Annotated in this window: 21 protein-coding genes and 1 tRNA gene; 14 read left to right on the top strand and 8 right to left on the bottom strand. The window is 75.1% G+C overall.

The window, feature by feature from the left end; genetic code table 11:
- The first annotated feature begins 51 nt into the window (after positions 1-51).
- The 6 genes from ACWD4P_RS19320 (at position 52) to htpX (ending at position 7551) form a co-directional block, all read left to right on the top strand.
- Positions 52-780, top strand: coding sequence for an NADH-quinone oxidoreductase subunit J family protein (locus ACWD4P_RS19320; protein ID WP_449780369.1), 729 nt, complete (start codon positions 52-54; stop codon positions 778-780).
- Complete coding sequence (gene nuoK / locus ACWD4P_RS19315) at positions 780-1172, top strand: NADH-quinone oxidoreductase subunit NuoK (RefSeq protein WP_359823781.1); 393 nt, start codon at positions 780-782, stop codon at positions 1170-1172. Before ACWD4P_RS19320 ends, nuoK begins: the two co-directional genes overlap by 1 nt.
- The gene (locus ACWD4P_RS19310) at positions 1169-3229 is read left to right on the top strand and encodes an NADH-quinone oxidoreductase subunit 5 family protein (RefSeq protein WP_359823784.1); all 2061 of its coding nucleotides are present in this window, start codon (positions 1169-1171) and stop codon (positions 3227-3229) included. Before nuoK ends, ACWD4P_RS19310 begins: the two co-directional genes overlap by 4 nt.
- Positions 3230-3282: 53 nt before the next feature.
- Complete coding sequence (locus ACWD4P_RS19305) at positions 3283-4887, top strand: complex I subunit 4 family protein (protein WP_449780368.1); 1605 nt, start codon at positions 3283-3285, stop codon at positions 4885-4887.
- Positions 4888-4943: 56 nt separating this feature from the next.
- Positions 4944-6488 carry an NADH-quinone oxidoreductase subunit N gene (locus ACWD4P_RS19300; RefSeq protein ID WP_359823790.1) on the top strand — a complete coding sequence of 515 codons (1545 nt, stop codon included), beginning with the start codon at positions 4944-4946 and terminating at the stop codon, positions 6486-6488.
- Positions 6489-6687: 199 nt separating this feature from the next.
- Positions 6688-7551 carry a zinc metalloprotease HtpX gene (gene htpX, locus ACWD4P_RS19295; RefSeq protein WP_359823793.1) on the top strand — a complete coding sequence of 288 codons (864 nt, stop codon included), beginning with the start codon at positions 6688-6690 and terminating at the stop codon, positions 7549-7551.
- A 5-nt stretch (positions 7552-7556) separates the two neighbouring features.
- Here the strand turns inward: htpX and ACWD4P_RS19290 are convergent, their stop codons facing one another.
- A complete protein-coding gene (locus ACWD4P_RS19290) occupies positions 7557-9011 on the bottom strand; it encodes an aminotransferase-like domain-containing protein (RefSeq protein ID WP_449780367.1) in 1455 nt (484 codons plus the stop codon).
- On the opposite strand from ACWD4P_RS19290, the gene ACWD4P_RS19285 reads away from it, so the two are divergent.
- From ACWD4P_RS19285 to ACWD4P_RS19275, 3 genes are all read left to right on the top strand, one after another.
- A complete protein-coding gene (locus tag ACWD4P_RS19285) occupies positions 9010-9918 on the top strand; it encodes a DMT family transporter (RefSeq protein WP_449780366.1) in 909 nt (302 codons plus the stop codon). The two genes, ACWD4P_RS19290 and ACWD4P_RS19285, sit on opposite strands and share 2 nt — an antisense overlap.
- A 145-nt stretch (positions 9919-10063) precedes the next feature.
- Entirely contained in the window at positions 10064-10489 is a 426-nt protein-coding gene (locus ACWD4P_RS19280; protein ID WP_359823802.1) for a BlaI/MecI/CopY family transcriptional regulator, read from the top strand.
- A gap of 3 nt (positions 10490-10492) precedes the next feature.
- Complete coding sequence (locus ACWD4P_RS19275) at positions 10493-11443, top strand: M48 family metalloprotease (RefSeq protein ID WP_359823805.1); 951 nt, start codon at positions 10493-10495, stop codon at positions 11441-11443.
- A 26-nt stretch (positions 11444-11469) separates the two neighbouring features.
- Here ACWD4P_RS19275 and ACWD4P_RS19270 read toward each other — a convergent pair whose 3' ends face one another.
- On the bottom strand, positions 11470-12159 hold the full coding sequence (locus tag ACWD4P_RS19270; RefSeq protein WP_449780365.1) for an FMN-dependent NADH-azoreductase: 690 nt from the start codon (positions 12157-12159) through the stop codon (positions 11470-11472).
- 74 nt (positions 12160-12233) lie between these two features.
- Between ACWD4P_RS19270 and ACWD4P_RS19265 the strand changes: the two genes are divergently transcribed.
- The gene (locus ACWD4P_RS19265; RefSeq protein WP_449780364.1) at positions 12234-13175 is read left to right on the top strand and encodes a sigma-70 family RNA polymerase sigma factor; all 942 of its coding nucleotides are present in this window, start codon (positions 12234-12236) and stop codon (positions 13173-13175) included.
- 145 nt (positions 13176-13320) lie between these two features.
- On the opposite strand, the gene ACWD4P_RS19260 is transcribed toward ACWD4P_RS19265, so the two are convergent.
- On the bottom strand, positions 13321-14325 hold the full coding sequence (locus ACWD4P_RS19260; RefSeq protein WP_359823813.1) for an NADP-dependent oxidoreductase: 1005 nt from the start codon (positions 14323-14325) through the stop codon (positions 13321-13323).
- Positions 14326-14471: 146 nt separating this feature from the next.
- Between ACWD4P_RS19260 and ACWD4P_RS19255 the strand changes: the two genes are divergently transcribed.
- Entirely contained in the window at positions 14472-15455 is a 984-nt protein-coding gene (locus ACWD4P_RS19255) for a LysR family transcriptional regulator (RefSeq protein ID WP_449780363.1), read from the top strand.
- A gap of 19 nt (positions 15456-15474) precedes the next feature.
- Here the strand turns inward: ACWD4P_RS19255 and mug are convergent, their stop codons facing one another.
- The 4 genes from mug to ACWD4P_RS19235 form a co-directional block, all read right to left on the bottom strand.
- Complete coding sequence (mug, locus tag ACWD4P_RS19250) at positions 15475-16017, bottom strand: G/U mismatch-specific DNA glycosylase (protein ID WP_359823836.1); 543 nt, start codon at positions 16015-16017, stop codon at positions 15475-15477.
- A gap of 14 nt (positions 16018-16031) precedes the next feature.
- Positions 16032-17054, bottom strand: a complete 1023-nt coding sequence (locus ACWD4P_RS19245; RefSeq protein ID WP_359823819.1) for a phosphatase PAP2 family protein — start codon at positions 17052-17054, stop codon at positions 16032-16034.
- 169 nt (positions 17055-17223) lie between these two features.
- Positions 17224-18303: an aminopeptidase P family protein gene (locus tag ACWD4P_RS19240; RefSeq protein WP_449780370.1), complete on the bottom strand. Its 1080-nt coding sequence runs from the start codon at positions 18301-18303 to the stop codon at positions 17224-17226.
- A gap of 675 nt (positions 18304-18978) precedes the next feature.
- Complete coding sequence (locus ACWD4P_RS19235; RefSeq protein WP_449780362.1) at positions 18979-20328, bottom strand: MFS transporter; 1350 nt, start codon at positions 20326-20328, stop codon at positions 18979-18981.
- 220 nt (positions 20329-20548) lie between these two features.
- Between ACWD4P_RS19235 and ACWD4P_RS19230 the strand changes: the two genes are divergently transcribed.
- Entirely contained in the window at positions 20549-21205 is a 657-nt protein-coding gene (locus ACWD4P_RS19230; RefSeq protein WP_359823825.1) for an ArsR/SmtB family transcription factor, read from the top strand.
- A 42-nt stretch (positions 21206-21247) separates the two neighbouring features.
- Positions 21248-21742, top strand: coding sequence for a hypothetical protein (locus tag ACWD4P_RS19225; RefSeq protein WP_449780361.1), 495 nt, complete (start codon positions 21248-21250; stop codon positions 21740-21742).
- Between the two features lie 111 nt (positions 21743-21853).
- Here the strand turns inward: ACWD4P_RS19225 and ACWD4P_RS19220 are convergent, their stop codons facing one another.
- Positions 21854-22342, bottom strand: coding sequence for a YajQ family cyclic di-GMP-binding protein (locus tag ACWD4P_RS19220; protein WP_049652087.1), 489 nt, complete (start codon positions 22340-22342; stop codon positions 21854-21856).
- Positions 22343-22559: 217 nt separating this feature from the next.
- On the opposite strand from ACWD4P_RS19220, the gene ACWD4P_RS19215 reads away from it, so the two are divergent.
- Positions 22560-22640 (top strand) — tRNA-Tyr (locus ACWD4P_RS19215).
- Positions 22641-22826: the final 186 nt, after the last annotated feature.

Raw genomic sequence — 22826 nt, 5'->3', positions numbered from 1 at the left:
GGCCGCGGCCGCGGCCGCGCGACCGGCTACCGAGGAGAAGGGTGACGACGCGTGATCGGTGCCACCACGCTTCTCGCGGCGACCGGCTCCCTGGAGCCGGCCGCCCGTTCGTTCCTGTCCCCGACCGGGCAGGAGATCGTCTTCCTGCTGGTCGGCATCGCCGTGCTCGGCTCGGCCGTGGTCTCGGTGACCACCAGGCAGCTGGTGCACGCCGCGCTCTGGCTGGTGGTCGCGCTCGGCGGGCTGGCGGTGGAGTTCCTGCTGCTCACGGCCGAGTTCATCGCCTGGGTGCAGGTGCTGATCTACCTCGGCTCGGTGGTCGTCCTGGTGCTGTTCGGGCTGATGCTCACCAAGGCGCCGATCGGGCGCTCGCCGGACGCCGACTCCAAGAACCGCTGGGCGGCCCTGGCCGTGGCGCTGGCATCGGCCGGGACGCTGGTCACACTGGTGGTCGACGCCTTCCGGACCTCCTGGATCGACCTCGGTCAGGGCGGCGGCTCGGCCGCCGTCACCGGGGAGAGCCTGTTCCGGCACTGGGTGCTGCCCTTCGAGGCGCTGTCCGTGCTGCTGCTGGCGGCGCTGGTGGGCGCGATCGTGCTGTCCCGCGGCTCCGGGCGGCGGGTGCCGGCGCCCCGGGCGGGCAGGCTGCGCGCCGGGCGGCCGGTCGGGTCCAACGGGACGGTCGCCGCGACGGCGCCGAAGCCGCCCGTGCCGGAGCCGTCCGCGCCGTCCGCGCCGTCCGCGCCTGCGCCGTCCGCGCCCGTGACGGAGGAGAGCTGATGCACCTCGCCTACCCCGCCGTCCTCGCCGCGCTGCTGTTCAGCGTCGGCGTGTACGGCGTGCTCGCCCGGCGCAACGCCGTCCTGGTGCTGATGTCCGTCGAGCTGATGCTCAACGCCGTCAACCTCAACCTGGTCGCCTTCGACGCCTGGCTGCGGGACTCGCTGCACGCCGGGCAGGCGCTCACCCTGTTCACCATCACCGTCGCCGCCGCCGAGGTCGGGCTGGGGCTCGCCATCGTCCTGCTGCTGTTCCGGGCCCGGGGCACCGCGGACATCGACCGGGCCACCGCGCTCGGCGACCCGGCCGAGGCGCTCGCCGCCGAGGAGACGCCGGTCGACGCCGCGGCGCCGGCCGGAGCCGAGGCACTGAAGGGCCAGGCCGCCGCATGAACCTCGCCCTGCCCGTACTCGTCCCGGCGCTGCCCGCGCTCGGTGCCGCCGCGACCCTGGCCGTCGGCAGGAAGGCGCCCGGGCTGGCCCGGCCGCTGGCGATCGTCCCGGTCGCCGTGTCGGCGGTGCTCGCCCTGGTGGTCGCCCTCCAGCTCGGCACCGGCCAGACCCTGGACGCCGCCACCCGGCTCACCCCGACCGGCGGTCCGGACATCGCGCTCGCGCTCCACCTGGACGGCTTCAGCTCGCTGATCTCGGTGCTGGTCGGCCTGGTCGCCACCTGCGTCCAGGTCTACTCGACCGCGTACCTCAAGGAGGACCCGCGCTACCCGTCGTACGCGGCGCTGGTCTCGCTGTTCACCGCGGCGATGTTCCTGGTGGTCTACTCGGGCGACCTGATCGTGCTGCTGGTCGGCTGGGAGGTCATGGGCCTGTGCTCGTACTTCCTGATCGGCCACCACTGGGAGACCGCGGACGCCCGCTCGGCCTCGCTGAAGGCCTTCCTGGTCACCAAGCTCGGTGACGTGCCGTTCCTGTTCGGGATCTTCCTGCTCGGCGCGGACGCCGGCAGCTTCCGCGTCCCGGACGTGTTGGCGGCCGCCACGGAGGGCCGGCTCGGGCACCCGACGCTGACCGCGCTGCTGCTGCTCGCCGGCGTGGCCGGCAAGAGCGCCCAGTTCCCGCTGCACACCTGGCTCCCGGACGCGATGGCCGGCCCGACCCCGGTCTCCGCGCTGATCCACGCCGCCACCATGGTCGCGGCCGGCATCTACCTGGTCGCCCGGCTGATGCCGGTGTTCCTGCTGTCGGGTGCGGCGCTGGTCGTGCTCGCGCTGATGGCCGCCGTGACGATGATCGGTTCGGCGCTCTGCGCGCTCGCCCAGGACGACCTCAAACGGGTGCTCGCCTACTCCACCGTCGGCCAGCTCGGCTACATGGCCGGAGCCCTGGCCTCCGGGGACCGCGAGGCCTCCGTCTTCCACCTGGTCAGCCACGGCGCGTTCAAGGCGCTGCTGTTCCTGGCCGCCGGGGTGGTGATCCACGCCGCGCACACCAACTCGCTCTCCGCGATGTCCCGCATCCCGGGGCTGCGCAAGCGGGTGCCGGACGCCTACTGGACGACGGGCATCGCGCTGGTCGCCCTGGTCGGGCTGCCGCCGTTCTCCGGCTTCTTCAGCAAGGAGGCGGTGCTGACCGCCGCCGAGCACGCGGCCAAGGGCGAGGCGCTGACCAACGGACTCGGCCCGGCCTCGGCGGTGCCGCAGGCGGCCGGATGGATCGTGCTGATCTCCGCCGGGCTCACCGCGCTGCTCACCGCCGCGTACGCGACCCGGCTCTTCCTGATCGCGTTCCACAGCCCGGCCGGGGCCGCCGCGGCCGCGCCGCGGGTGCTGCCCGCCGCCGACCGGGGCACCGTCGTGGCCGACCACGAGGCCGGAGCGCCGTACTCGCCCGAGCTCGACGAGGCCGACCCGGCCGCCGCCGAGCCGCCCGCGATGCGCTGGCCGCTGTGGGTGCTGGCGGTGCCGACCATGGGCTTCGGCATCGTGGGCCTGCGCTCGGACTGGCTGCCCGCGCTGCTGGACGGCGGCTCGCTGCGGCCCTCCGCCGTCACCGCCGTCACCGGGACCGGGCTCGCCGTGGTCGGCGCGCTCGCCGCGTACGGCGCCTGGCGCGCCGCGACCGCCCGGCTGGGTACCGGCCACCCGGCTCCGGCCGCCGCGGGCCGGGTGCCCGGGCAGGGCGGGGCCCCGGCCACCGAGGTGATCGTCGCCGACCCCGGGCGCACCCTGCTCGGGCCGCTGTTCGGCCCGGCCCGGCACGGCTTCGGCGTCGACCGGCTCTACCAGGCGCTGTTCGTCCGCCCGGTGGGCGCCGCCGCCAGGCTGGTCCGCTTCCTCGACCGCGAGGTCGTCGAGACCTACGTGCGCGGCAGCGGAGCGGGCGCCAACCTGCTCGGCCGGGCCGTGCGGCTCGCCCAGACCGGCAACGCGCAGACGTACCTCAGCGCCCTGCTCGCCGTCGTCGTCCTGCTGGCCGTCCTGGTGGCGGTGTAACCGGTGCCGCTGCCCTCCACCCCCGTCCCCTCGACCGCTGCGGGGAGCCCCCGATGAACGCAGTCCTCATCGCCCTCCTGGTGCTGCCGCTGCTCGGCGCGGCGCTCACCCTGGCGCCGGTGTTCGGGCCGGAACGGGCCGTCGCCGACCGGCGGGCCCTGCGGCTGAACTCCGTCGTCACCGGCGCGGTGCTCCTGCTCTCCGTCGCCCTGGCGGCCGGCTTCGACCACGGCGACCCCGCCCGGATGCAGGCCACCACCGACCTGGACTGGATCCCGGCCCTGCACGTGCGCTTCCACCTCGGGGTGGACGGCGTCTCGCTGCCGCTGGTCGTGCTGACCGCGCTGCTCACCTTCCTCTGCGCGCTGTACTCGGAGAAGCGGCTGCCGAGCGGCGAGGCGGTGCCCTCGGCGCAGGCCTTCGTCGGGCTGTTCCTGCTGCTTGAAGTCGGCATGCTCGCCACCTTCGCGGTGCTGGACCTCCTGCTCTTCTTCCTGGCCTTCGAGATCGTGCTGATCCCGATGTACTTCCTGATCGCCCGCTGGGGGAGCGGCGCCAAGGTGCCGGCCGCCAACCGCTTCATCCTCTACACCCTGCTCGGCTCGGCCGTGATGCTGCTCGGCTTCCTGCTGATCGGCAGCAAGGCCGGCACCTTCGACATGCAGGCCCTGGCCGCCGCGCACGGCAGCGGCCTGAGCCACACCACCCAGGTGATCGCCGCGCTGGCGATCCTGGTCGGGCTCGCGGTCAAGGCCCCCGCCTGGCCGCTGCACAGCTGGCTCCCCGACGCCCACACCGCCGCCCCGACGGTGGGCTCGGTGCTGCTCGCCGGCGTGCTGCTGAAGATGGGCACCTACGGCCTGGTCCGCGTCCTCCTCCCGGTCGTGCCGGACGGCGCCGCGACGCTCGCCCCCTACCTGGGTGCCTTCGCGGCCGTCGGCATCGTCTACGGCTCACTGGCCTGCCTGGCACTGGCCCTCCCGTCGCGCACCGCCACCCTTCTCTCGAAGCGCTCCGCGCCCTCTGGTTCCGGCGCCAAGGGCGACCTCAAGCGCCTCATCGCCTACTCCTCCGTCGGCCACATGGGCTTCGTGCTGCTCGGCATCGCCTCCCTCACCCCGGTGGGCGTCAACGGGGCGCTGTTCGCCAACATCGCCCACGGCCTGATCACCGGTCTGCTGTTCTTCGTCGTCGGCGCGCTCAAGGACCGCTACGGCACGGCCGACCTCGACACCCTCTCCGGCGCCACCGGCGCCGCCCTGTACGGCCGGGCCCCGCGGCTGGGCGGGCTGCTCGCCTTCGCCGCCGTGGCCAGCCTCGGCCTGCCCGGCCTGGCCGGCTTCTGGGGCGAGCTGCTCGCCATGTTCGGCGCGTTCGACCCGGCCGACGGCCTGTCGCGCCCCGCGTTCGTCACCTACATGGTCCTGGCGGGCCTCGGCACCCTCCTCACCGCCGCGTACCTCCTGATCGTGGTCAAGCGCGTCTGCATGGGCGACCCCGAGCAGCCCGCCCCGGTGGCCGAAGTCGCCGACCTGCGCCCGTACGAGGCCGTCAGCTGGATGCCGCTGGCCGCGCTCACCCTGCTCGCCGGCCTCTGGCCCGCGCTGCTGCTCGGCCTCTCCGACCCCGCCGTCAAGCACCTCCTCGGGGGTGGCTGACCGTGCTCGCAGCCCAGACCGCCGCACTCGGACCTCACTCCACGGGGCAGCACACTGTGACCTCCCTCGCCGTAGCCAACCCGGGCAGCCTGATCCAGTCCGTGGACTGGGTGGCGATCGCGCCCCCGCTGATCGCCGCCGTGGCCGCCCTCGCCGTGCTGCTCACGGACCTGTTCCTGCCCGAACGGCACAAGCGGTGGCTCGGCCGCGTCACCGCGGCCGGACTCGCCCTCGCCCTCATCGCGCTCCTTCCCCTCACCGGCGGATCACCCCGAGCGACCTTCTGCGTGCAGAACGTAGCAGGGGGGTCCGACAACGGCGGCTGCTCGTACGTCGCCGACCACTTCGCCCTGGTGTTCCAGCTGCTCGCCCTCGGCGGTGCGCTGATCGCGGCGCTGCTGTCCGCGCACACCGTGGAGCGCGACGCGCTGCCGCGCGGCGAGTACTGGTTCCTGCTGCTGTCCAGCGCCACCGGCGCCGCCCTGCTGCCCGCCGCCCGGGACCTCGCCACCATGGTGATCGCCCTGGAGGTCGCCTCGCTGCCCGCCTTCGCACTGGTCGCGCTGCGCCGGGACGGCCGGGGCGCCGAGGCCGCGTTCAAGTTCTTCGTCTCCTCGGTGACCGCGACCGCCGTGATGCTGCTCGGCGTCGGCTTCGTCTACGCGGCGAGCGGCAGCCTCCACCTCGGTGCCGTCGCCCAGGGCCTGGAGCACGCGCCCGCGCAGCTGAAGCCGCTGGCCGAGGCGGGTGCGGTGCTGACCCTGGTCGGCTTCGCCTTCAAGGTCGCCGCCGTCCCGTTCCACTTCTGGGTGCCCGACACCTACACCGGCGCCCCGCTGCCGGTGGCCGGCTACCTCTCGGTGGTCGGCAAGGCGGCCGGCCTCTCCGGGCTCGCGCTCGCCACCACCATCGCCTTCCGCCCGTACGCCCACACCTGGGGCCTGGTGCTCGCGGTGCTGGCCGCCGTCACCATGACCGCCGGCAACGTCGGCGCGCTGCGGCAGCGCTTCGACACCCGGTACAGCGCGGTGCGGCTGCTCGCCTGGTCCTCGGTCGGCCAGGCCGGCTACCTGCTGGTGCCGCTCGCCGCCGCCGGCTACGCGCCCACCGGGGCCGACCCGCTCGGGGCCACCGCCGCGTACGCGCTGATCTACGGCGTGGTGAACCTCGGGGCCTTCGGGGTGGTCGCCGCCGTCGGCCGCCGGGCCGGGACCAGCGTGGACGACTTCCGCGGGCTGTTCGCCCGCAACCGCTGGACGGCGCTGGCGCTGGCCTTCTTCCTGCTCTGCCTGGCCGGGCTGCCGCCGGGCGTGATCGGCCTGTTCGGCAAGGTCGTGGTGTTCCGCGCGGCGGTCGACGCCGGGCTGGGCTGGCTGGCCGTGGTGATGGCCGTCAACGTGGTCGTCGCCCTGTACTACTACCTGCTGTGGACGGCCCGGCTGTTCGCCCCCGCGGGTGACGCGCCCCTCGGCGAGGCCGCCGCAGGGCAGCGCCTGCCGGTGAGCCTCACCGCGACGCTGGGGCTCTGCGCCTCGGCGGCCGTGGTCCTCTCGGTGGCGCCGCAGTTGGTCCTCCAGGTCGCGGGCGGCTCGCTGTTCTGAGCCGCCGCCGGGCCGTACCGGGGGGTGCGGCCCGGGGTGCGCCGGGGCGGGCGGCCCGTGGGCGCCGGGCGGTGCCGGGGGCCCGGGCCGGCGGTGTCGCGTCGGTCACAAGGGAACAAGGCCGTCGGCCCCACCCGTTGACCGGGCAAGAGGGACGAGGCAGAAAGGGCTTCCCCACCGCACCATTGGAGGGCCTGACGTGCACAGCCGGCACAACGGACTGAGGACCGCGGTCCTGCTCGGAGGCCTCTCGGCGCTGATCCTGGTGATCGGCGGCCTCTTCGGCCGCACCGGCTTCGTGATCGCCCTGGTGGTCGCCCTCGGGACCAACGCCTACGCCTACTGGAACAGCGACAAGATCGCGCTGCGGGCCATGCGGGCCCGGCCGGTCAGCGAGTTCGAGGCCCCCGGGCTGTACCGGATCGTGCGCGAGCTCTCCACCTCGGCCCGCCAGCCGATGCCCCGCCTCTACATCTCCCCGACCCCGGCCCCGAACGCCTTCGCCACCGGCCGCAACCCGCGCAACGCGGCGGTCTGCTGCACCGAGGGCATCCTGCGGATCCTGGACGAGCGCGAGCTGCGGGGCGTGCTCGGGCACGAGCTGAGCCACGTCTACAACCGGGACATCCTGATCTCCTCGGTGGCCGGGGCGCTCGCCTCGGTGGTGATGTTCCTGGTGAACTTCGCCTGGCTGATCCCGTTCGGCCGCAACGAGGACGACGACGGCCCCGGGCTGTTCGGGATGCTCGCCATCATGATCCTCGGCCCGCTCGCCGCCGGACTGATCCAGATGGCGGTCAGCCGCTCCCGCGAGTACCAGGCCGACGCCGACGGCGCCCGGATCACCGGTGACCCGCTCGCCCTCGCGAGCGCCCTGCGCAAGCTCGACGCCGGCACCCGGCAGCTGCCCCTTCCGCCCGAGCCGCAGCTCCAGACCGCGAGCCACATGATGATCGCCAGCCCGTTCCGCCCCGGTGAGACCGGCGCGAAGCTCTTCTCCACCCACCCGCCGATGGCCGAGCGCATCGCCCGCCTGGAGCGCATGGCGGGTCACGGGCGGTAGGGCCGTCAGCCCGCCGGCTCCTCGTACGCCAGGCGCAGCCGGTGGACGCCCTCGGCGACCTGGGCGGGGCTCTCGGCGGCGGCGTAGCTGAGCCGCAGGTGGGGGGCCGGGGGTTCGGCGGGGTGGTACGGGCGGCCGGGGGAGACCTGGACGCCGGCGCGCAGGGCGGCCTCGGCCAGCGTGGTGTCGTCGACGCCGTCCGGGAAGCGCAGCCACAGGTGGTAGCCGCCCGGGCGGTGGGTGCCGAGGACGCCGGGCAGCTCGCGGTGCAGGGCGGCGACGGCGGCGGTGCGGCGGTCGCGCAGTTCGGCGCCGAGGGTGCGCAGGTGGCGGGCCCAGGCCGGGTCGGCGACCAGCTCCAGGGTGGCCTCCTGGAGCGGCCGGGGCACGAAGAAGCTGTCCACCACCTGGGTGGCCCGCAGCCGGGCCAGCGCCGGGCCGCGCGCCGTGAGGGCGCCGACCCGCAGGTTGGGGGAGGCCGCCTTGGTCAGCGAGCGCAGGTGCACGACCACCCCGTCCCGGTCGTCGGCGGCGAGCGGACGCGGCAGCGCGGGCGCGTCCGCGTGGACCAGCAGCCGGGCGAAGTCGTCCTCGACCACGAAGGCCCCGGCCGCCCGGGCGATCCGCAGCACCTCCGACCGCCGGCCGGGCGACAGCACCGCGCCGGTGGGGTTCTGGAACAGCGGCTGGCAGACGAAGACCCGCGCCCGGGTGGCAGCGAAGGCGTCCGCGAGCAGGTCGGTGCGCACGCCGTCGGCGTCGACCGGGACGGGGACGGGCCGCAGCCCGGCCGCCCGGACGACCGCCAGGATGCCCGAGTACGTCGGCGACTCCACCAGCACCGGTGAGCCGGGCGCGGCGAGCGCGCGCATGGCGACGGTCAGCCCGCTCTGCCCGCCGGAGGTGATCAGCACGTCCCCGGCGCCGATCGGCCCGCCGTGGCCGCCGATGTCGCGGGCGAACCAGCCGCGCAGTTCGGTGAGGCCGTCGGTGGGCGGGCGGTCCCAGGCGCCCGGCCGCCGGCCGGCCCGGGCGAGGGCGGCGGCGAGCAGCCGCTCGGGCAGCAGCGAGGCGTGCGGGTAGCCGCTGTTGAGGTCGACGACGTCGGGCGGGGGCACCCGGAGGGTGGCGAACACCGGGGCCGCGAACAGATCGCGCGGGCCGGACTCGGCGCTGAGCGCGATCTGCTGCCAGGAGAGGTCGCCGGTCCGGCCGGGCGGTGCGGCGGGGACGGCCGGGGCCGCGGCGAAGGCCGCCGCCCGGAACACCCCGGCGCCCGGCCGGGAGACCACCAGCCCTTCGGCCACGAGCACCGCGATGGCCCGGGAGACCGTCACCGGGCTGACCTGGTGGCGCTCCACCAGCACCCGGCTGGCGGGAAGCTTCCGCCCTTCCGGGTAGCGCTCCACTTCCCGCCGCAGGATGTCGGCGAGTTCGGTCACGCTGCTACGCTCGTTCATGACGGCACAAGATAGCGCTATCCTTCCGCGGCCGGTAGCACCCCGACGGCCCGCCGCGTCCGGCACCGCCCTCGCGGCCCTCGCGGTGGTCTCCTTCTCGCTCAGCTTCCCCGCCACCGCGTGGTCCCTGACCGGCTTCGGCCCGTGGTCCGCGACCGGCCTGCGAGGCGCCCTGGCCGGCCTGTTGGCCGTGCTCCACCTGGCGGCCGTCCGCGCCCCGCTGCCGCAGCGGCGGCACTGGCCCGGACTGCTGGTGGTCTCCGCCGGCTGTGTCCTCGGCTTCCCGCTGCTGACCACGCTCGCCCTGCGCACCTCCTCGACCGCCCACTCGGCGGTGGTCATCGGCGTGCTGCCGCTGGCCACGGCTGCGGTCGCGGCGCTGCGCACCGGTCGCCGCCCGTCCGGGGCGTTCTGGGGCGCGGCGCTCGCCGGGGCGGGGGCCGTACTGGCCTTCACCCTGGTGCAGAGCCACGGCCGGCCGACCGTCGCCGACCTCTACCTGTTCGTGGCGGTGCTGCTCTGCGCCGCAGGCTACGCCGAGGGCGGGCGGCTCGCCCGGGACCTCCCGGGCGCCCAGGTGATCGCCTGGGCGGTGGTGGCGGCGCTGCCCGCGACGCTGCTGACCACCGCCCTCGGGCTGGGCGCCGAACCGGTCCGGCTCGGGGCGAAGGCACTGGTCGGACTGGTGTACACGGCGGCGGTCTCCCAGCTCGGCGGATTCGTGCTCTGGTACCGGGGGATGGCCCGGATCGGGGTGCCCAGGGCCAGCCAGCTCCAGCTCGCGCAGCCGCTGCTGACGCTTCTCTGGTCGGTGCTGCTGCTCGGCGAGCAGCTGCCGGCCGCGGCGCCGGCCACCGCGGTGGTGGTGCTGGTCTGCATCGCGGTGACCCAGCGGGCCCGGACCTGACCGGTGCCCGCCCCGGAGGCACCGCCGGGGCGGCGCCGTACGCGCCCGAACCCTTCGCTCCGACCGGTTCGGCGCGGGCCCGCGCTCGTTAGGATGAACCCGCGCCCGTCGGTCCGGGCGCGGCATCCGGAGGGAGTGGGCCGTCATGGCAGACCAGAGGCACGCCCCGGTGGCCGGGGACGCGCCGGCCCGACGACGCGGCCAGGGCGAGCTGGAGGCGCAGGTGCTGGCGGTGCTCCAGCAGGCGCCCGGCCCGGCCTCCGCGGGATGGGTCCAGGAACGCCTGGAGGGCGACCTGGCGTACACCACGGTGATGACCATCCTGTCCCGGCTGCACGCCAAGAGCGCCGTGACCCGGACCCGCTCCGGCCGTTCCTACCTGTGGCAGGCCTCCTCGGACGCCGCCGGGCTGGCCGCGCTGCGGATGCGCCGGATGCTCGACGGGGAGGCGGACCGGGACGCCGTCCTGGCCAGTTTCGTCACCGCGCTGCTGCCGCACGACGAGGAACTGCTCCGGGCGCTGCTGGACGCCGCGTCCGCCGATCCGGCAGCGCCCGACCGTGAGAGCTGACCCGTGGGCCTCTTCGTCTTCCTCCCGCTCGTCCTGCCGCTCACCGCGGTCCCGATCGCGCGCCTGACCGAGCAGCACCTGCACCCGCGCGGCGCCGCCCGGCTGATGACCGTGATCAGCGCGGTGATGGCGGTGTGCAGCGTGCTCTGCCTCGGGCTGATCGGGGTGGTGGGCACCGCGCAGATCCCCGGCAACCCGCTGCCGGACAGCTGGTCCGACCCGGAGGTGCGGGCCGCGCTGCCGTACCACGAGACGGTCGGCACGGCCGCGATGTGGCTGCTGGCCCTGGTCGGCCTGGCCTGCGCCCGGACGGCCGTCCGGCACCTGCGGGTGCGGGCCCGGGCCCGCCGGGCGCTGAACGGGCTGCCCGCCGGGCCGGGGGAGTCCGGAGACCTCGCCGTGCTGCCGGACCACAGCCCGTACGCCTACGCGCTGCCCGGCTCGCCCGGCCGGGTTGTCGTCTCCACCGGGATGCTGGCCGGCCTGGCCGTCGACGAGCGCGAGGCGCTGCTCGCGCACGAGCGGGCGCACCTGCGCCACCGGCACCACCGCTACCTGTTGACCACCCAGCTCGCCGCCTGCGTCAACCCGTTCCTGCGGCCCCTGCAGGACGCGGTGGCGTACAGCGCGGAGCGGTGGGCGGACGAGGAGTCGGCGCAGGCCGTGGGGGACCGCCGGATCACCGCGCGGGCGGTGGCCCGGGCGGCCCTGGTCTCGCACACCGCCCCGGCCCCCGGCTTCGCGGCCTTCGCCACCCCGGCCGCCGGCCCGGTGCCGCGCCGGGTCGCGGCGCTGCTCGGCCCGGTGCCGACCTCCCGCAACTGGCCGCCGGCCAAGACCCCGGCGGGCCTGGCGGCGATGGTCGCGGCGATCGGGACGGCGGCGTCGGCGCTGTGCGCGCTCAACGCCGCCGTGGCCCTGCTGGTGGTGCTCAAGGCCGTCACCCCGCTGTAGTCGGCGGGGCGGGCCGGTGGCCCGTCTCAGAGCGTCGCGGCCAGCTCGTCGAGGGCGGCCTCGGCCGCCGCCAGGGACTCGGCGGCGAGCGGCTGGAGGGCGTTCAGCGCCGGGATGTCGGCGGCCCTGGTGAGCTCGGCGGTGACCACGTGGAGGTGCTCCGCCGCGACCCCGATCCGGTCGAAGTACGCCCGCAGGTACGGGACCTGGAAGTCGCAGTGGGCGCGCGGGGTGCCCGGCGCGTACCCGCCGCCGCGGACCGCGACGACCACCACGCGGGTGTCGCGCAGCAGCGGCTCGCCGCTCTCCGGATCGTGGTGGACGCCGGGGAAGGCCACCCGGTCGATCCAGGCCTTGAGGCCGGTCGAGACGGTGTAGTTGTACATCGGACTGCCGATCAGCAGGGTGTCGGCGGCCCGCAGCTCCTCGATCAGCGGGCGGCTGAGCGCCCACTCGTGGGCTTCGTCCGGCCCCTCGACGAGACGGTCGACGTCGTCCAGCGGGAGTGTCCCCTTGCGTTCGGTGCGGCGGCCGAGGGCGTCGAAGGCGGCGCGCACCGGGGGCACCGGGTCGGCGGCGAGGTCGTGGTGCCGGTGCCGGACGGCGGTGCCGTGCCGGGCGCGCCAGGCGTCGGCGAAGCGGGCGGTCAGGGCGCGGCTGACCGAGCCGGCCGGGCTGATGCTGGAGTCCAGGTGGAGCAGCGTGGTGGAGGTCATGGTGGTCTCCTGGTCACCTCGGAGGAGGACGGATCGTCATAGCGGTGACGAGCCGAGCCGGGGAAAGGTGACCGATGGACCGGAACGCGATGTCGGGTGCGGCGGCCGGGCCGCCGGAGGACGGGCGAGCGGGTACCCGCAGTGCGGCGGCCGGGCCGCCGGAGGAGCGCTTCGAAGCCGAGCGCGGCCGGCTGCGGGCGATCGCCCAGCGGATGCTCGGCTCGACCGACGAGGCCGAGGACGCCGTCCAGGAGGCCTGGCTGCGGCTGGTCCGCACCGATCCGGCGGAGATCGACAACCTGCCCGGCTGGCTGACCACGGTGGTCTCCCGGATCTGCCTGGACCTGCTGCGGGCCCGGGCCGCGCGCCGCGAGGAGCCGGCCGGGGAGGCGCTGCCGGACGCGGCGGGCGGCGGCCCGGAACCGGAGCGGGAGGCGCTGCTGGTCGAGTCGGTGGGCCGGGCGCTGCTCGTGGTGCTGGACCGGCTGGGCCCGGCCGAGCGGGTCGCCTTCGTGCTGCACGACGGCTTCGCGGTGCCCTTCGACCGGATCGCGCCGATCGTCGGGCGGACCCCGGTGGCCGCCAAGAAGCTGGCCAGCCGGGCCCGGCAACGGGTCCGCGGGACGGCCGCGCTGCCCCCGGAGCCGCTGGCCGGGCACCGCCGGGTGGTGGAGGCCTTCCTGGCCGCCGCCCGGGGCGGGGACCTGACCGACCTGCTGGCCGTACTGGCGCCGGACGTGGTGCGCCGGGCCGATCCGGCGGCGCTGGGGCCCGGCGGCGCCCTGGTGGCCCGGGGCGCGCGGGCCGTCGCCGGGGAGACCGCGGTCTTCGGCCGGCGGGCCCGCTGGGGTGCGGTGGCGCTGGTGGACGGGGTGCCCGGCATCCTGATCGCCCCGGACGGGCGGCTGCGGCTGGTGCTGCGGATGACGGTCGCGGACGGCCGGGTGGCCGGGTACGACGTGGTGGCCGACCCGGCCCGGCTCGCCGCGCTGGAACTGGCCGTGCTGCCGGGCTGAGCCCTGCCCGGGGCGGGAACTGGGCCGTCCGGGTCGGGCCGCCCGAGCCGTCCGAGTCGGGACCCTGGCCGTCCGGCGTCGCGTCCCGCTCGGGCGGCCCGCGGTACCGCCGCCCGGACCCGGGCCGGTGGAGGCGACGGCCGGGTCAGTGGGCGATCCGGACCAGCATCTTGCCGGTGTTGGCGCCGCGCAGCATGCCGAGGAAGGCGTCCACCACCCGGTCGAAGCCGTCCACGACCGTCTCGTCCGGGACGACGGCGCCCGAGCGCAGGTGCGGGACCAGGAAGTCGTACAGCTCCGGCTGGGCGTCGAGGTGGTCGCGGACCAGGAAGCCCTCCAGCCGCAGGCTCTTCCCGACCACGTCGAACAGGTTGCGCGGCGCGGCCGGCGGGTTGCCGAGCCGGTTGTACTGGGCGACCGCACCGCACCAGGCGATCCGGCCGCACTCGCGCAGGGCGCCGATGGCGGCCTCCAGGTGGTCGCCGCCGACGTTGTCCAGGTAGACGTGCAGTCCGTCGGGGGCGGCCTCGCGCAGCCGGTCCGGGATCGGGCCGTCGTGGTAGTCGAAGGCGGCGTCGAAGCCGAGCCGCTCGGTGAGGCGGGCGGCCTTGGCGGCGGAGCCGGTGCTGCCGACGATCCGTCCGGCGCCGAGCAGCCGGGCGAGCTGCCCGGCGGCGGTGCCGACGCCGCCGGCGGCCGCGGAGACGAACAGCGTCTCGCCGGACCGGAGCCGGGCGATCCTGGTCAGGGCGACCCAGGCGGACAGCCCGGTGCCGCCGAGCACCGACAGGTGGGCGCTGAGCGGGACGCCGGCGAGTTCGGGCAGCAGGCCCGCCCGCTCGGCGGTGACCACCGAGTGGGTGCGCCAGGCCTGGCGGTGCCGGACCAGCGCCCCGACCGGCAGGGCGTCGGCCCGGGACTCCACCACCCGGCCGAGGGTGCGGCCCTCCAGCGGGGCGTGCAGCTCCCAGCCGCCCTCCTCCATCTCCTCGCGCATGTACGGGTCGACGGACTGGTAGAGGTTCTCGACCAGGGCCTCGCCCGCCGCGAGGGCCGGGACGGTCTCGTCGACGAAGGCGAAGTTCTCGGCGGTCGGCGCACCGTCGGGGCGGGAGACCAGGTGGACGGCGCGGGCGACGGGACGGGACATCGGAGCTGCTCCAGGGGTACGGCGCGGGCGGGACGTGATCACCGTAGGAAGCGCGGGGGCGGCCGGGCAGGGGCGGCGGCCGATGGAACGGCGGCATCCATGAGCGGGATCGATGGACCGGGGCGCGGGCGGATAGGTTCGGGCGCATGACCGATCTCGCCCCGCACGAGCTGCGGACACTGGTGGCCGTCGAGGAGGAGCGGAGCTTCACGGCGGCCGCCGCGCGCCTGGGCAGTACCCAGTCCGCGGTCTCGCACGCCGTGCGCGCCTGCGAACGGAAGCTCGGCACGGTGCTCTTCGACCGCGGGCGCCACGGCGCACGCCCCACCGAGGGCGGCGCGCGGGCGGTGGCGTACGCCCGCCGGATCCTGCGGCTGCTGGACGGGATGGGCCCCGAGGTGCGCGGCGCGGGAACGGACGGGCCGCTGACCGGCACGCTGCGGATCGCCGCCTTCCGCAGCGTCGCCGCCCACCTGCTGCCACCCGTCCTGGCCCGGCTGGCCGAGCGCCACCCCGGGCTCGGCACCCGGGTCCGGATCGTCCGGGAGATCGGCCGGGGCACCGCCGGGGAGGTCGCCGACGGGCGCGCCGACCTCGGGCTGGCCACGCTCGACGCGGGCGGCCCGCCGGCCGTCCCGGGCCTGGTGGCGGCACGGCTGTACGAGGAGTCGTACGCGCTCGCGCACCCGAGGGGCCACGCGGCACCCCGCGAGCTCCCGCTGGTCGACTGGGACGAGAACTGCGGCTCCTACACCCGGGACTGGTGGCAGCGGCAGGACTGGATTCCGCCCGCGACCGTGGACGTGGAGGACGACACGGTGGCCGTCTCGTTGGTCGCCCAGGGCCTCGGCATGGCGATCATGCCCCGGACCGCCCTGCTCGGCGCCCCGGCCGGTCTCGCCGTCACCGACCTCGGGCCGAGGCCGCCCCGCCGCTCCGTCGGGTACGTCACCACGCCCGAGATGGCCGGGACGGCCGCCGTCCGGGCGCTGATCCGCGAACTTCGCCAACTGCCGCTGCCGGCCGGGCTGTCGGCGGTCCGGGCCTCGACCGCCCCGGCCTCGACCGCCCCGGCCTCGACCGCCCCGGCCTCGACCGCCCCGGCCTCGGCCGCCCCGGCTTCGGCCTAGCGGGCCGCCCCGCCCCGGATCAGCCCTCGACGGCCTCCCGGAGCCTGCGGAACTCCTCGGCCAGCCCGTCCAGCGTGTAGTGGGCGTTGAGGCCGCTGGGGTTCGGCAGCACCCACACCTCGGTGTCGCCGATGCCCTCCGGCTGCCGCCCGAGCACGGCCCGGCGCTGCCCGAAGGCCGTCCGGTAGGCGCCGATGCCGAGCACCGCCAGGACCCGCGGGCGCAGCCGCAGCACCCGCGCGCGCAGCGCGGCGCCGCCCTCGCGCAGCTCCTCGGCGGTCAGTTCGTCCGCCTTGGCGGTGGTGCGCGGGGCGACGTTGGTGATGCCCAGGCCGAGCGCGAGCAACTCCTGCTGCTCGTCCGGCCGGTACTGGCGCCCGGTGAAGCCGGAGCGGTGCAGGGCGGGCCAGAAGCGGTTGCCCGGGCGGGCGAAGTGGTGGCCGGTGGCGCCGGACCACAGGCCCGGGTTGATGCCGCAGAACAGCACCCGCAGCCCGGGCCCGGAGACGTCAGGGATGGTGCGGTCCTTGGCGGCCAGCAGCTGCTCGGCGGTGGGCTTCATCGGTGTGGGCGGATTCACCCGGCCAAGTCTGCCGTGCCCTCGGCCGGGGCCGGAGCCGCGGGTGCGGCGGCGGCCGCCCGGCGGTTGCGCAGCCGGCGCAGGCCGAACACCACCACGGCCGCGTAGGCCCAGCCGACGAAGACGTCGATGATGAAGTGCTCCGCGCCGTAGACCAGGGTGAAGGTCATCGCGAGCGGGTAGGCGACCAGGACCGCCCGCAGCCAGCGCTTGGCGGTGGGCCAGAAGAAGAACAGCAGCATCGCCGGGTAGGCCGAGTGCAGCGAGGGCATCGCGGCGACGTCGTTGGCGAACTGACTGCCGTTCTCCAGCAGCGAGTCGGCCTGCGGCAGGCCGCACGCCGAGACCACCTCCCAGACCACCCGTGACAGGTGCGGCAGGTTGCCCTCCTGGGAGACCAGCCACGGCGGGTCGGCCGGGTAGAGGAGGTAGGTGGCGAAGCCCGCGAAGGTGAGCGTCAGGTAGGCGGCGAGCAGCTGTCGGAAGCGGTGGTGGGCGCGCCGCCAGAGCACCGCCAGCAGCACGAAGACGACGAAGAAGTGCGAGAGGTAGACGACCAGCGCGGCGTAGTCGTACCAGTGCGGCGAGCCGGGGGTGTAGAGGGCGTGCTGGAGCCGGACGGTCCAGGTCTCGCCGAAGCCGAGCACCTCGTCGAAGCGCAGCTGCGGCAGCCAGTGCGGGGCCCACGGGGTGTGCGCGCCGTAGCCGCGCAGCAGCGAGTACGTCCACACCACGGCCATCACCGGGACCCAGTCGCGCAGGACCAGGAGGAAGCCGCGGGGGCCGTGCCCGCTGTGCACGGCGGCGGTCAGCAGCGCGGCGATCAGCCAGAGGAACAGCACGTCGTTGGCCGCGGGGATGCCCTCGGTGCGCAGGAACCAGAGGAAGCACGTCAGGTAGAGCGGCCAGGCCAGCCAGCGGAGTCTCGACCAGCCCGTCACGCGGGGTCGGGGCGGAGGCACCGGGCGTGGCTGCCCGACCCGCACGTCGCGCGGGGTCGGGTGGAGGGTCTTGGTCATGCGCACTGAAACTAGCAACCCAAACTTGGAGGACTCTGGGTGAACCATGACTGGTTCGTAAGAACGTACGAACCGTTCGACGCGCGCTTCGACACGGGGTTCGACGCGCGCTTCGACGCGCGCTTCCGCGGGAGCCCGGACGAGGGCTCCGACACGGGCCGGGCCGTCGTCATGCCACGATGCCCAGCTCGTGCGGCGTGTTGTTGAAGCGGCGTCCGCCGGCCGGCGTGACGGTGACGATGTCCTCGATCCGCACCCCGAACCGCCCGGGCAGGTAGATCCCGGGCTCGATGGAGAAGCACATGCCGGGCACCAGGGGGCGTTCCTCGCCCTCGACCAGGTACGGAGGCTCGTGCGTGGTGGTGCCGATGCCGTGGCCGGTGCGGTGGATGAAGTGCTCGCCGTACCCGCCCTCGGTGATCACCCGGCGGGCGATCCGGTCGATCTCCTGGCACGCGATCCCGGGGCGGACCGCCTCGAAGGCGGTCTGCTGGGCCAGCCGGACCAGCTCGTGCACCTTCCGCACCTCGTCCGGGACGTCCGGGCCGACGTGCACCGTGCGGGTGGTGTCGGAGCCGTAGCCGTCCTTGAGGCCGCCGAAGTCCAGCACCACGGTGTCACCCGTACGGATGACCCGGTCACCGGCCTCGTGGTGCGGGTCGGCGCCGTTCGGGCCGGAGCCGACCACGGTGAAGTCGACCTGGCTGTGCCCGTACTGGATGAGCAGTGCGCCGAGGTCGGCCGCCACGTCGGTCTCCCGGCGGCCGGCGAAGGCGACCTCCAGGATGCCCCGGTAGGCGGCGTCCGCCGCACCGCCGGCCGAGGCCAGGCGGTTCAGCTCCTCGGCGTCCTTGACGGCGCGCAGCATCGGCAGGCTGTCGGTGAGCGAGGTGAACGGGACGCCGGGCAGCGCGGCCTGGAAACCGAGAAGGTGCAGCGCCCAGGTGTTGTCCGAGACGCCGTACCGCCCGGCCGGGTCGAGCAGCGGGCCCACGGCGGCGTACGGGTCCTCGCCGTCGGACCAGTCGAGCAGCCGGACGGCCGGGGCACCGACCGCCTTCTCGGCGTCCGGGCGCTCCAACTTGGGGACGACCAGAGCGGGTTCGCGGCCGGCGGTGAGCACGAGGGCGGTCAGCCGCTCGGTGGTCGCGGTCGGCGAGTAGCCGCACAGGTAGGCCAGGTCGGGGCCGGGGGCGACCACCAGGCCGGTCAGCCCGGCGGCGGTCGCCTCGGCGGTGGCCCGGGCCATCCGGGCCTTGTGGTCCTCGACGGTGAAGGGGTGGGGCACGGCGGTTCCTCCTCTGGGGCCGGACGGGCTCGACCGAGGCCCCGTCAGGTCGACTCCATCACGGTCGACTCCATCACCTTCCCGTCGACGTGGCGATGCCCTCGGGGAGGAGCCGCTGCGGGCCGGTCGGAGGGGCGGCCACTTCCCGGCGGGTCGGCGCGGCTCCGGCGGGGCGGGCGGGGCCGGGGTGGCCGTGGTGGCCGTGGTGGCCGTCACGGCCGTCGTGGCGGGAGTGACGCGCAGACCGGTCGCCCAGGCGGCGGCCAGCAGGGCGAGTGCGGTCCACGACGGCCGACGCCGACGGGTGACGGCCGTTCCACCGGGGATGCCGGAGCCGCCGCGGTGGGCGCGGTGGGCACGGTGGGCAGGGCCGGGTGGGGGCGTGTCCGTGGAGCTCATCCGGTCCTCCTCCGGTGCGGCGCCTGCGGTGGCTCCGATCGGTCGCTCGGGGCCGGGCTCGGGCTCCGGACCGCGGGGCGCGTGCTGCGTGGGTGGTGCGGGCTGCGCGGCGCCGGCGAGGCGGGGCCGCGGGGCGCTCCGGGGAACCCGGGCGGCCGTACCCGGCCAGTTCACCGGGCTGCCGGGGCCGCCGCATGCGGCGGGCGGCCGTGCGGGTGACCGGCGCTCCCCGGGGCGTCAGTCCCGTGGGGCGCTCGAACGGGCAGCCGATCCGGCGGTGGAGCCGGCGCTCGAGTTGGCCGTGGATCCGGCGGTGGATCCGGTCGTGGGTCCGGTCGCCGGCTCGTCGGTGGGCCAGGCGGCGTGGCGCAGCGTGCGGCTCACGGTCGCGGCCAGCAGCGCGGCGGCGAGCACGGCACTGATCGCGGCCAGCGCGGTGGTGGGGGAGGAGTGGTCCAGCAGCAGGCCGGTGGCGAAGGTACCGGCGGGCATGCCGGCGGTGAGCAGCGTCATGGTCGCCGCGATCACCCGGCCGCGCAGCGCGTCCGGCACCTGACGGAAGACCAGCAGGTCGAGCATCACCCGCAGGGTCGGCACGCCCGCGCCGTACACGAACAACGCGGCGAAGACGGTCGGTGCCCCGCCGGGCAGCAGCGGCGCCAGCGGGACCGGCACGGCGCTCCAGGCCACCCCCAGCAGCAGGACGCCGGGGCCGGCCAGCCGGTGCAGCCGGGCGACCAGGGCGGTGCCGGCCAACGCTCCGACCGCCTCGCCGGCCAGCGCCAGGCCGATCCCGGTGCTGCCGGTGCCGTGCTCGCGCAGCAGCACCATGACGGGCAGCAGCAGCGCGGCCCCGGCCAGATTGATCACCAGCAGGACGGCCAGGGCGTTGCGCAGCAGAGGGGAGGCGGCGAGGACGCGGAAGCCGGCCAGGGCGCTGCCCCGGTCGCCCTTGCCGGGAGCCCCGGACTCGTGCGGGCTGGGGAAGCGCACCGCGACGGCGGCGGTCACCGCGAGCAGGGAGGCGAGGGCGGCCCCGAGGAAGGGGACCGCGTGGCCGAGCCCGAACAGGAACCCGGCCAGTGGCGGTCCGGCCAGCGCGGCCCCGCTCATCCGGGCCTCGTCCTGGGTGAGGGCCTGGGACAGCTGCTCGGGCGGGACCACCGAGCGCAGTGCGAGCAGCCGGACCGGTCCGCTGTAGGCGATCGTCGCGCCGATCACGGCGGCGACCAGCAGCAGGTGGGCCAGGTTCGGCGGGCCGAACGCCAGGGCCACCGGGACGCTGGCGAGGGCGAGCAGCCGGGCGGTGTCGGCGGCGATCAGCACCCGGCGGCGGTTCGCCCGGTCGGCCACCGCGCCGCCGTGGACGCCCAGCAGCAGGGCGGCGACCATCTGGACGGCGCCGAAGGCCCCGGCGGAGGTGGAGGAGCCGGTGAGCGCGAGGACCAGCAGGGGGAAGGCGGTGTCGCCGATCACCATGCCGAGGGTCGCGGAGGCCTGGCCGACCCAGAGGGCCTGGAACCGCAGGTTGCGCCGCAGCGGGACGAGCGCCGGGGGCGCGGGCGGCGGTGCCGTTGCCGGTGTCACCGTCCTGGTCCTTGCTGTGGCCGTTGCCGCCGGCTGGTCCGTCATGTCCCGCCCCCATCGTTTGCGATCGCCGCAATCATTCACGTTAGCATGAATGGTGCCGTAGGCATGATTGATTGCGCAAGGGTGATTGATTTCGAAGGGGTGATCGGTGGCCGAGTGGTGAGCGCTCACCAAGGCGTGATTGCGAACGGAGCGGCCGATCTGGAAGGGTGGGCCCGTGGTCGAGCACGCACCGGAACCCGCCGACAGCGGCGAGCAGCAGCCCGTCACCTGGGTCAAGGAACGCCAGGTGTCCGACGTCGCCGTGCTCAAGGCCCTGGCCGACCCGCTGCGCCTGGCCATCCTCGGCGCGCTGCAGTCCTCCGAGGACCGCCCGCTGACGGCGAAGGAACTCGCCGCCGCGCTCGACGAGCCGCAGACCAAGCTCTACCGGCACATCAAGCAACTGGAGAAGGCCGGGCTGGTCCTGGTGGCCGGCACCCGGCTGGTCTCCGGCATCGTGGAGAGCCGCTACCGGGTCGCCCAGGGGGCGATCCGGCTGGCCCCGGAGATGTTCACCGCCGACTCCCCGGGCCGCTCCGACGCGTACGACGCCGTGCTGGCCGCGATGGACCGGGTGCGGGCCGACTTCCGCGCCAGGATCACCGAGGGGCGACTGGACTTCGGCCGGCCACCGGGCGGGGAGGGCTCGGCGGCCGGGCTGTTCGCGGACTTCGCACTGCGGCTCAGCCCGGACCGGCTGGACCGACTGCGCTCCCAACTGGCCGAAATCTTCGACGAACTGAACGAGGAAGGGCCGAGTTCGGCCGAGGACGCGCTGGACGTGACCGTCTTCACCCTGCTCTACGGTCTCCGACCGGGCACGGAATCATAAATTCCGGGTCGACTGTCGGTGCGGTGGGACACCATGTCCGGCATGTCCTACGAACTCCAGGCCCTGATAGGAACACGGGAGCTGCTGACGGTGGCGGCGGCGGAGGTTCCGGCGGCCCGGGTGGTGCCCCTGGCGCAGGGGCTGGCGCTGATCCCGGTCACCCCCGCCGTCCTCGGCGCGCTCCAGGGCGACGGCACCGTGCGCAAGGCCGGCGGCGGAGCCGGGTTCGGCTGGCACTCGGACGGCTTCGAGCTCCGGCTGGCCGCCTGGTCGAAGGCCGGTCCGATCGCCTGCGTCGAGGCGGAGTACTTCGGTGGCAGCGGCACCCAGCGCGCCGCGGTCTGGGCCGACGGCGAGGTCGCCCTCGGCCCGCTCACCGTCGGCGAGTTCGAAGCCTCCCCGGCCGAGGGCACCCCGATCTCCCGCGTCCTGCGCCGGCTCGGCGCCCGCACCGAGGAGGGCCGGGTCGACGAGTTCGAGTCGGTCGGCCTGGGTCGGCACCGCAGCACCGGCGGCTGGGCCGGCCCCACCACCTGACCACCGCCCCGCGTCGCCCCGCCCCACGCGCCCCCACCGACGCGAACGGCCCCGCCCCCGAACCCGGGAGCGGGGCCGCGCCGTCGTCCGTCGGACCGGCCGAGCGGAAGGTCAGCGGTAGTTGACGTACTGGATCGCGAAGTCCAGATCCTTGCCCTTGAGCAGGGCCTGCACGGCCTGGAGGTCGTCGCGGCTCTTCGAGCTGACGCGCAGCTCGTCGCCCTGGACCTGCGCCTTGACGCCCTTCGGGCCCTCGTCACGGATGATCTTCGCGACCTTCTTCGCGTCCTCCGTGGTGATGCCCTCCTTGACGTTGGCGAAGATCTTGTACTCCTTGCCGGAGAGCTGGGGCTCGTTGGCGTCCAGCGCCTTCAGCGACAGACCGCGCTTGACGAACTTGGTCTGGAGGATGTCGAGGACGGCGCGCACGCGCTCCTCGCCGTTCGCCTTCATCTCGATCTTCTCGCCGGAGCGGCTGATCTCGGCGCCCACGTTCTTGAAGTCGAAGCGCGTCGCGATCTCGCGGGAGGTCTGGTTGATCGCGTTGTCGACCTCCTGCCACTCGACCTTCGAGACGATGTCGAAACTGGAGTCGGCCATGGGTATAGGTCTCCTTGATGCTCTGGCTTCACTGGCACGGCCCGCCCTCGGGGCGGCCCGCGGCCCCAGCCTATCCAGCGCCACACCGGCCCCGCCCGTAGCGCCCGCCCCCGACTTCTTGATCGTCGCGTGATCTATCGAGTGGCGGAGCACCCCCCGGCATCGGGTATGGTTTACCAAGTCGAACGGGGTGAACGCCCCGGGAAACGAAGATCCTGGCTGGTTGCCCGAGCGGCCAAAGGGAGCAGACTGTAAATCTGTCGCGCAAGCTACGCAGGTTCGAACCCTGCACCAGCCACAGGATAGAGAAACGGCCCCCGATCTGCGGAAACGCGGATCGGGGGCCGTTTCGTTTGCCCGGGAGCGGTGGGGCGGCGGGTGGCGGCCGGGCGGACTTATTGCACATTGCTTGCAATTACGGGGAGCAGGCAGCAGAGTGGGGTGCCGGGGGTGGGAGTCCTTCGACAGAGCTGATCGTCTTCCC

It is taken from the genome of Kitasatospora sp. NPDC002543 (assembly GCF_053594915.1).
Note: the sequence above shows the minus strand (reverse complement) of the source record. Positions and strands in the feature narration are given on the sequence as shown.

What these genes read in the sequence shown, in the direction of transcription:
- nuoK (WP_359823781.1), top strand. Translation starts at nt 780, where the DNA reads ATGCACCTCGCCTACCCCGCCGTCCTCGCCGCGCTGCTGTTCAGCGTC.
- ACWD4P_RS19310 (WP_359823784.1), top strand. Translation starts at nt 1,169, where the DNA reads ATGAACCTCGCCCTGCCCGTACTCGTCCCGGCGCTGCCCGCGCTCGGT.
- ACWD4P_RS19305 (WP_449780368.1), top strand. Translation starts at nt 3,283, where the DNA reads ATGAACGCAGTCCTCATCGCCCTCCTGGTGCTGCCGCTGCTCGGCGCG.
- ACWD4P_RS19285 (WP_449780366.1), top strand. Translation starts at nt 9,010, where the DNA reads ATGACGGCACAAGATAGCGCTATCCTTCCGCGGCCGGTAGCACCCCGA.
- ACWD4P_RS19290 (WP_449780367.1), bottom strand. Translation starts at nt 9,011, where the DNA reads ATGAACGAGCGTAGCAGCGTGACCGAACTCGCCGACATCCTGCGGCGG.
- ACWD4P_RS19280 (WP_359823802.1), top strand. Translation starts at nt 10,064, where the DNA reads ATGGCAGACCAGAGGCACGCCCCGGTGGCCGGGGACGCGCCGGCCCGA.
- ACWD4P_RS19270 (WP_449780365.1), bottom strand. Translation starts at nt 12,159, where the DNA reads ATGACCTCCACCACGCTGCTCCACCTGGACTCCAGCATCAGCCCGGCC.
- ACWD4P_RS19265 (WP_449780364.1), top strand. Translation starts at nt 12,234, where the DNA reads ATGGACCGGAACGCGATGTCGGGTGCGGCGGCCGGGCCGCCGGAGGAC.
- ACWD4P_RS19260 (WP_359823813.1), bottom strand. Translation starts at nt 14,325, where the DNA reads ATGTCCCGTCCCGTCGCCCGCGCCGTCCACCTGGTCTCCCGCCCCGAC.
- ACWD4P_RS19255 (WP_449780363.1), top strand. Translation starts at nt 14,472, where the DNA reads ATGACCGATCTCGCCCCGCACGAGCTGCGGACACTGGTGGCCGTCGAG.
- mug (WP_359823836.1), bottom strand. Translation starts at nt 16,017, where the DNA reads ATGAAGCCCACCGCCGAGCAGCTGCTGGCCGCCAAGGACCGCACCATC.
- ACWD4P_RS19245 (WP_359823819.1), bottom strand. Translation starts at nt 17,054, where the DNA reads ATGACCAAGACCCTCCACCCGACCCCGCGCGACGTGCGGGTCGGGCAG.
- ACWD4P_RS19240 (WP_449780370.1), bottom strand. Translation starts at nt 18,303, where the DNA reads ATGGCCCGGGCCACCGCCGAGGCGACCGCCGCCGGGCTGACCGGCCTG.
- ACWD4P_RS19225 (WP_449780361.1), top strand. Translation starts at nt 21,248, where the DNA reads ATGTCCTACGAACTCCAGGCCCTGATAGGAACACGGGAGCTGCTGACG.
- ACWD4P_RS19220 (WP_049652087.1), bottom strand. Translation starts at nt 22,342, where the DNA reads ATGGCCGACTCCAGTTTCGACATCGTCTCGAAGGTCGAGTGGCAGGAG.